Here is a 7,371-nt window from a genome sequence, read left to right on the forward strand (position 1 = left end):
AAAACATTTAGAATATTAAGTGAACGCTATCGAAATAGACGGAAAAGATTCGGTTTACGCATTAACTTAATCGCTGCACTGGTAAACCGGATAAATTTTCAATAATGACTTTCGCAAGAGATCTATTGAATTTTCTTACTCAAGATAACTTTTACCCACAAGGTACATTTAACCAAATTAGGCATGAAATTCTTTTTCAAATTTTAAAAAACGTAAAAAATATACGTAATGGCTTACCCGATATAGCTGTTTACTTTGCAACAAGTGGCATTTATCAAAAATCAGATGAACATGAAGCAATTTTCAAACAAATAAAATATGAAATTGAACAAAAAACTTTTTTCCATCAGGTGAAAGCTGAACCACTAGATAGAGCTAAATTAATTAGTTTATATGATGATACGAACAAAGATATTCAAGCTAAATTAAAATTTCAAGAGTTTTTTGCTATCCCATCAATGCCAAATATTCCTCAGTCATATTTAGCTTTAGTTAATGCTAAAGATTTCATTGATTCAATATTATTCGATGAAGACAAAAATATAAAAAATAATATTTTTGAAGAAAATATACGTGCTTATTTAGGTGAAGAAGTTTATGTAAACTCAAATATAAAAAAATCACTTGAAGAAGAAAAGTCACAAAAAATATTTTCTGTATTAAATAATGGAATTACCATTATTTCGCCTGATTTAGCATTTTCCCCAAGTGATAAAACTATTGACCTAACAAATTATCAAATTATCAATGGATGTCAAACTAGTAATGTATTATTTGAAAATCGGGACATTATTAATGATGATACAAAAATTATCGTTAAGTTTATCTCGACTACTCATGAAGAAACTATTACAAAAATTATATCATCTACTAATAATCAGTCTAATATCGACAACAATGCATTTCTTGGTCTAAAAGAAAAAACTCGTATGGTTCAAAGATATTTTGAAACCATGAACAATACGGTAGGTGATGAAAACAGAGTATATTTTGAAAGAAGGCAGAATGAATACTCTCAATCAGATTATCAAAAATCACGTATATTTGATCTAAGAACTGTAGTACAGGCATATAATGCAATGATACTTGAAGAACCATTTAACTCATCTCGTTACGTGAAAAAAATATTTGAATCTAATGAGTTATTTAAAGATGATGATGAAGAAAGCTTATACTATATCTGTTCATTAGCTCTGTATAAAATTCATGTAGCTATTAACAGTAAAAAACTTAAATACTCAAATTTAAAATGGCATGTCTTATTCATTATGAAATATGTGGCCACAAAATCTAATAAAAATTGGACACGTAATAGTAAAAAATCAAATCAAAATGTGAAAAAAATTATTGAAACCTTAACTGATAAAGAAAAGTTTGAAAATGCGCTAAATGAATACTTAGCTATTATTGAATCATTACCTATTCCAACTTCTGATGAAATAAAGAGACAAAAATATACAGCTGATTTAAGAAGTAAAACTTTTGAATACTTAAATTTTTAAGAAAAATTACCTTTTAACGATATTTGACATAAGCTAAAAAAGATGTCCTGGTGACATCTTTTTTTGATTTTGGAGTGTTTAAAAAATTAGGTACTATTTTCCTTACTGCTCTAAATTCAAGAACCTTAAAGCCTCTTAAATATCCTCAGCAACTTTCTGCGCCAACAATGTCGCAAAATGCTGTTTAATCCTATTTCCCTGTGCATCTACCCGATGCAACTCACCGACATTTTCATTATATTTCACAATGTTCCAGCCCTCATAAAGCGCACTTAACTCCCCTGCTTTAAAGGCAAAAGGAAAGTCAGGCTGTGCCGGAAGGTCGTCCGTATTCATCGCACAGACAATCAGGTTATAGCCTCCCGGAACAGTCGCTTGTTGCATCTGCTTAATCAGAGGTTTCACCGTTTGGGCTTGCAAGAACATCATCACCACAGTACAGCAAATAAAATCATAACGGCCGGTAATACTTGGGTCTGCATTTAAATCACGCTGTTGCACCTGAATATTATCAATCTGCTCACTCTGAATAATCTGCCTCAACTTTTGCAGGCTGTTTTCATTGACATCCCAGGCATCCACCTCAAAACCATGCTGACTTAAATACAGCGTATTACGCCCCTGCCCGCAGCCAACATCGAGGGCACGGCCACCTTGCAAATATGGCGTAGCAGCCAGAATTTCAGAGTGCGTGGGTGAAAGCTGATATTTTTTATAAAAATAATCCTGTGGCAGACAGTAAAACTGTAGCTGACATTCAATGTCATCACTGGCAGAAACAATTTTATGCCATGCTTGCGGTTCAATAAACGGAGGTTGCTGCTCTAGGCTAAAAACATGCTCAGACTTTACGGCTCCCGATTCCTCCAGCATGGCAAAATGCAGCTCACCCTTGAATACGGTTAATTTTGCCCAGGTACCGGCTTTGGTATTGTGCTGGTTTTTAAACCCTTGCGGGATACTCTGCTGTGTCCAGACAGGGAGTTCTTTATAACAAATAAGCTGTTGCATAAAAGGCTGTACTCCAAAGCATCGGTCGGTGGTCGGGCTGACTCAATCAGTTGATGATCTATGTTTTAGCATAGCCCGTTCCACAGCAGAATGAAATAAGCCAATGAGATGCCATTCAGGCAAACTAAAAACCCTATAGAAAAACAAAGACTGCCCGATACGGACAGTTTTTGGGGAAACTTTAAAAGCGAGATAAATATTTTTTAATGCAGCAGTTGTTCGCGCAACCATTCCATATATTTTTCTTGGTCCATAAAGTCAGGGGCGCTACCGGTATCCAGACTGTAATACTGCTGATTGAACTGAATCACAATCTGCTCGGTATGATGCCAATCTTCAATCATTTTAAAGTATTGATTAAAGAAAAAACGGTTTTTACCCCAATTGTTCAGGCTTTCCAGTTTTGGGTATTTTTTATTTTCAACAAATTCACTGTATACATGCTGAATATCATCAAAAACGTGTAGGGTTTTCATGACTCACCTGCCTAGATTTTATAATGTGACCTTTGCAACGGTTTTAATCTAGCAACCGAATTTGAATAACAAATGACAGTCTTATTGCAAAACTGTCATGTTTAAAAAGATGAAACGCAGATATTCAACGGCATGATCGCTTTGCCGGGAAAAACGCAAGAAAAACAAATCATGTGCTCATCAAAAATATCCATTTCTCTTTAATTTAACCCGGACCCAACTAAAAACTTAAAAGCAATGTAACTCACCTGCAACATCATGTTATCCATCTGTAATTTTAGTTGAATATTCACACAATTAGGCCCAACTAACGTGTTCCCTTTTAAAAAATGAATCGCCCTAGCGTTAATATAACCAGTACAAAAAACCTCTTAATTCTCACGATTGAGTAATTCCCATGAATATGATTAAAACTGCTATCACTATCGCTGTAGTTGCAGGTACAACCTCTGCTATGGCTGCTACTGCTGTAGAAACCACGCCAGCTGCCAAGGTTGCCGCATTAAAAGCACAAGTAAAAGCAGACACCATTCAAACCGCAAGCACTGTTAAAGCAGCAGCTGCTACAACAAAAGAAAATGTTGAGCTTAAAAGCAAAACTGCTGCACATAAAACTGTCGCTGCCAAAAATGCAACTGTAGCCAAAACAGCTAAGCTAAAAGATGCCACTGTTGCTAAAACCGTAGTAGCAAAAGAAAAAGCTGTCGTTGCCACTCAAACTGCCGCTCACAAAACAGAAGCCGCTAAAGATGCCGCTGTAGCTAAAACTGTAGCAACTAAAGACGCAGCTGTAGCAAAAGCGGTGGAAGCGAAAGACGCAACTGTTGCTAAAACTGTTCAAGTAACAGATGCCACTGCTGCTAAAACTGTCGCTGCAAAAGATGCAACTGTAGCCAAAACAGCTGAAGTAAAAGAAAGCGTTGCTGAAAAAGCAGATGCTGCTAAAACTGAAGTCAAAGCTGAGAAAAAAGGCTTCTTCTCTTGGTTTAAAAAATCTGCGGCTTAATCTGCATCGCGCATTTTAACCGTAAAAAGGATGCCATTCATGAGCATCCTTTTTTAGTTAGCGTGAAAAAGATGGTGATCCACATACTGCCCAACTAGCGAATAGCATTATTCGGTGTATTGGTTCGCTGTTGTTGCAACTGTCTGATGATGTCATTTTGTGAGGTATTTTCCAGAATACCCAAGGAAAGTTGCTCTCTAGCGATTTGTACATTGACTGCTCTACGGTCTATCCCAAAAGGTGCAAGAATAATATACAGACCTTCTCGTGGATCAGGTGACTGCAAACCGCGGGCAATCGCCAGAACATATTGCTGCAATACCCATGGCAAGCTGTTGATGTCTGGCATAGGTGCTTCAGGAACTAGATCGATGGTCATCAACATAGTGGGGTCAACCACAAAATTTTGTGTATCTAGCTGGATCTGCATAATTCTATGTTGCAAAACTCGCTCTCTTTGAGGATCTTCACGATATTCAATAACTCGCGTGGTTTCAGCGCTTAACTTGGAGTCTGTTAAGGGGATTAATCCGGTAGTATCCGTTATATCGGCAAAAGCAGAGGAAATAGAAAAGCTTGCGGTAATCATGACAATTGCGCAGGATAAATTTTTTAGCAGCTTCATGGCAGTTCTACTCAACAATGAATTGAAGTAAATAAACAACCGTCGACAGCTATAATTGTATAGTTTATGCGCCTTTCAGCCACTTGCCCCGGACCAGTGGTCTTGCAAGACATTCTAACTTTCGTTAAAAAACCGGTTCATTTCACCTACTGAAAAAACATCAAATCTGCGTCTATAAAAAAGTGCTGTGCTGAACCATGTTTCTATAAATCAGATTTTTACCTTCTCCTGCTTAGGCTGCCCTGCTGACATAAAAATTCCGTCATAATCTTTATTTTTCTCGCATTCCGACGCGCAAAAGTACAGGAAATGTTACATCTAAGTATTCTGGTCCTGCTTGCAAAACCTCTGAAATCGGCTGCAGCGGGTCATCCGTGTTGTGGTCGTGATAATGCTTGAGCGCCGACCAGGTGTTTAAATAACTGATCAGCTGCTGCGGAGTCCATCGATATTCCAGGCGCAGCTCTGGAACTGCCTGCTCATAAAAAGGAAACGGAATGGTTTGATACAGCTCATCAATATAACGGCGTTCACGATCCCAATACTCTTTTAAGGTTTCAGCATACAGCTGCTGAACCAAGGCATTGATTGCCGCATCCTGAACCTGAATGAGACCATAGCCAATAACCGCCAGCACCCCTTGAGGTTTAAGCACCCGTTTGACTTCTTTATAGAATGCATCGAAATCAAACCAGTGAATCGCTTCTGCCACCGTCACCAAATCGACGGAGTGCTCCGGAATCGTGGTCTGCTCTGCCACCTGTAGCTGATAGCTGACATTTTCAAAATAAGGGGCCTGCTGTAATTGCGCTGCGCTAATATCAGTCGCCACCACATGCTCGAAATACGGTGCCAGAAGCTGGGTAAACTGCCCCGAACCGGCACCACAATCCCAGGCAAAAGTTCGTTCAGGTACATGCTTTAAAATTTCCTGGACAATTTCTGCAGAATAAGCCGGACGGGCCTGTTTATAGCGCAAGCTGTCATCAGAAAACAGATCTTTCATTTAACGATGCTCATAATATTTATAAATTTAATCAATGACCTGATCAATCCTAAAACTGGTCTGGGCAATGAGCACCCGCTGATTATTCAATTGATAATATTTAACATCGTATGGAACCAATTTCCAGCTCTGGGCAGGATTAAAACTGACACGGCGATTCCCGACTGGCTGAGCATGTAACGGAGTAATGATCTCTGAAGAACATGACTAGCTCACAGGCTGAAAACAGCCCCAATTTTCAACTGCGCAGGCATTTGCCACTTTCTCGCGGCGGCAAATATAGGCTTCGCTGGCAAAGCTAAGGATTTTTTCAAAAGAAAAATGATTACTTTTTCGGTGTCGGTAGCTCAGGTACAGAAAAATTATTTATAGAATGTTCAATCGTACCAATGCTGACATTTTTCAGGTCGAGCTGTATATGCATATCACGATCGATGGGCTGCATACTGTTGCTATTGCTACGATCAATATGCTGCATACTGTTGCTACGGTTTATACCAAAGGGTTGCAACATAATATACAAGCCTTGTGTAGGATCACTCGACTGTAAACCCTGAGCAATACTCAATACATACTGTTGTAGAAAGGGCGATAACGAATTTAGGTCGGGTTGTGCTTGTAAGGGCTGAATTTCCAGATTGGCAACCACATGGCTGTCAATCATAAAGTTTTGTGCTTCACGTGAATTACGAATAACTTGATGCTGTAAAGCACGGAGATTTTTTTCATCATTCTGATACGGCACAATCCCGGTTTCTGTACGTAACTCTGGCTCGGCCAGTACGTGCAGGGTGGGTAAGGTCACCGCGTCATCCGCGTGGACCATCATGCTCCATGGACAGCCCAATATCAGCAGCAAAGGATATATTTTTATAAATTTCATAAACTTGCCTCGCAACGTAATTTCAGGACAATGCAGTTTTACACCATGCAAGAAAAAAAATTTTCACTGCAACCGTATACGTTTTATAGCCTACCTGAAAATCAATTTTGGCTCACCTTGACTCGGATAAACGGTCTTTTTCACTTTCTTAAATCTATTATGGGTATGCAATTTTTCTTGGAATTTTAATGCGCTTTGCATGTAATTATAATTCTCTATGACCAACCTAGAGGCGAAAAAAAAACCTCAAACAGTGTTTGAGGTTTTTTTTGAATATGGTGGCGAGACCCAGGATCGAACTGGGGACACACGGATTTTCAATCCGTTGCTCTACCTACTGAGCTATCACGCCGATGCGGTGTATTAAGCCGTATCTGTTCTCAATAGTCAATATAATTCATGACATTTTTATTTAATCGAATATTTTTTACCCAAAAAAAATCCCTGATGGGATCAGGGATTGAAATCTTGAAATAGATTTTAAATATGGTGGCGAGACCCAGGATCGAACTGGGGACACACGGATTTTCAATCCGTTGCTCTACCTACTGAGCTATCACGCCGATGTCGCGTATTAAACAGTTTAAGTGTTTTTCAGTCAAGCAGGTTTTTAGCTTTTTCAAGCAAGTGCTTACTTTTAAGGCAAATTGATGTTTATTTGCTTATTTTTTATTTAAAATTCAATGGATCATCTAAGCCAGCATTATTTTCAGGCATAAAAAAACAGCACCATGGCCATTGCTGTCCCACAATTTTTCACAAGAGGAAGCTCATTTGAGCTTCCTCTTGTTTTATGGGTATTTTATCGGGTGAAAATAAAGCTTTTAAAGTTCTTCTTTCAAACAAATTCACTTGAATTATT

General features: G+C 38.4%; 7 protein-coding genes, 2 tRNA genes and 1 pseudogene. 3 read left to right on the plus strand and 7 right to left on the minus strand.

The window, feature by feature from the left end:
* Together FTU91_RS14885 and FTU91_RS14890 are read left to right on the plus strand one after the other, a co-directional pair.
* Positions 1 to 105, plus strand: a pseudogene (locus tag FTU91_RS14885) (IS5/IS1182 family transposase); the annotation flags it as partial.
* A complete protein-coding gene (locus FTU91_RS14890; RefSeq protein WP_180082741.1) occupies positions 105 to 1,502 on the plus strand; it encodes an AIPR family protein in 1,398 nt (465 codons plus the stop codon). The pseudogene FTU91_RS14885 and the gene FTU91_RS14890, both read left to right, overlap by 1 nt.
* Positions 1,503 to 1,637: 135 nt before the next feature.
* On the opposite strand, the gene tehB is transcribed toward FTU91_RS14890, so the two are convergent.
* Both tehB and FTU91_RS14900 read right to left on the minus strand, forming a co-directional pair.
* Positions 1,638 to 2,513 (minus strand): SAM-dependent methyltransferase TehB, encoded by an 876-nt coding sequence (gene tehB, locus FTU91_RS14895; protein ID WP_166170686.1) that lies wholly within the window; start codon positions 2,511 to 2,513, stop codon positions 1,638 to 1,640.
* A 203-nt stretch (positions 2,514 to 2,716) separates the two neighbouring features.
* The gene (locus FTU91_RS14900; protein ID WP_086197715.1) at positions 2,717 to 2,989 is read right to left on the minus strand and encodes a hypothetical protein; all 273 of its coding nucleotides are present in this window, start codon (positions 2,987 to 2,989) and stop codon (positions 2,717 to 2,719) included.
* A gap of 397 nt (positions 2,990 to 3,386) precedes the next feature.
* On the opposite strand from FTU91_RS14900, the gene FTU91_RS14905 reads away from it, so the two are divergent.
* On the plus strand, positions 3,387 to 3,995 hold the full coding sequence (locus tag FTU91_RS14905) for a hypothetical protein (protein ID WP_166170687.1): 609 nt from the start codon (positions 3,387 to 3,389) through the stop codon (positions 3,993 to 3,995).
* Between the two features lie 94 nt (positions 3,996 to 4,089).
* Here FTU91_RS14905 and FTU91_RS14910 read toward each other — a convergent pair whose 3' ends face one another.
* The 5 genes from FTU91_RS14910 to FTU91_RS14930 all read right to left on the minus strand — a co-directional run bounded on the left by FTU91_RS14910 (position 4,090) and on the right by FTU91_RS14930 (position 7,072).
* Entirely contained in the window at positions 4,090 to 4,620 is a 531-nt protein-coding gene (locus tag FTU91_RS14910) for a hypothetical protein (protein WP_180041987.1), read from the minus strand.
* A gap of 271 nt (positions 4,621 to 4,891) precedes the next feature.
* Entirely contained in the window at positions 4,892 to 5,626 is a 735-nt protein-coding gene (locus FTU91_RS14915) for a class I SAM-dependent methyltransferase (protein WP_180082744.1), read from the minus strand.
* Positions 5,627 to 5,951: 325 nt separating this feature from the next.
* Positions 5,952 to 6,509 (minus strand): hypothetical protein, encoded by a 558-nt coding sequence (locus tag FTU91_RS14920; RefSeq protein ID WP_096901300.1) that lies wholly within the window; start codon positions 6,507 to 6,509, stop codon positions 5,952 to 5,954.
* 276 nt (positions 6,510 to 6,785) lie between these two features.
* Positions 6,786 to 6,861 (minus strand) — tRNA-Phe (locus FTU91_RS14925).
* Between the two features lie 135 nt (positions 6,862 to 6,996).
* Positions 6,997 to 7,072 (minus strand) — tRNA-Phe (locus tag FTU91_RS14930).
* Positions 7,073 to 7,371: the final 299 nt, after the last annotated feature.

Source organism: Acinetobacter sp. YH12201 (assembly GCF_013418145.1).
Taxonomy (GTDB): Bacteria; Pseudomonadota; Gammaproteobacteria; order Pseudomonadales; family Moraxellaceae; genus Acinetobacter.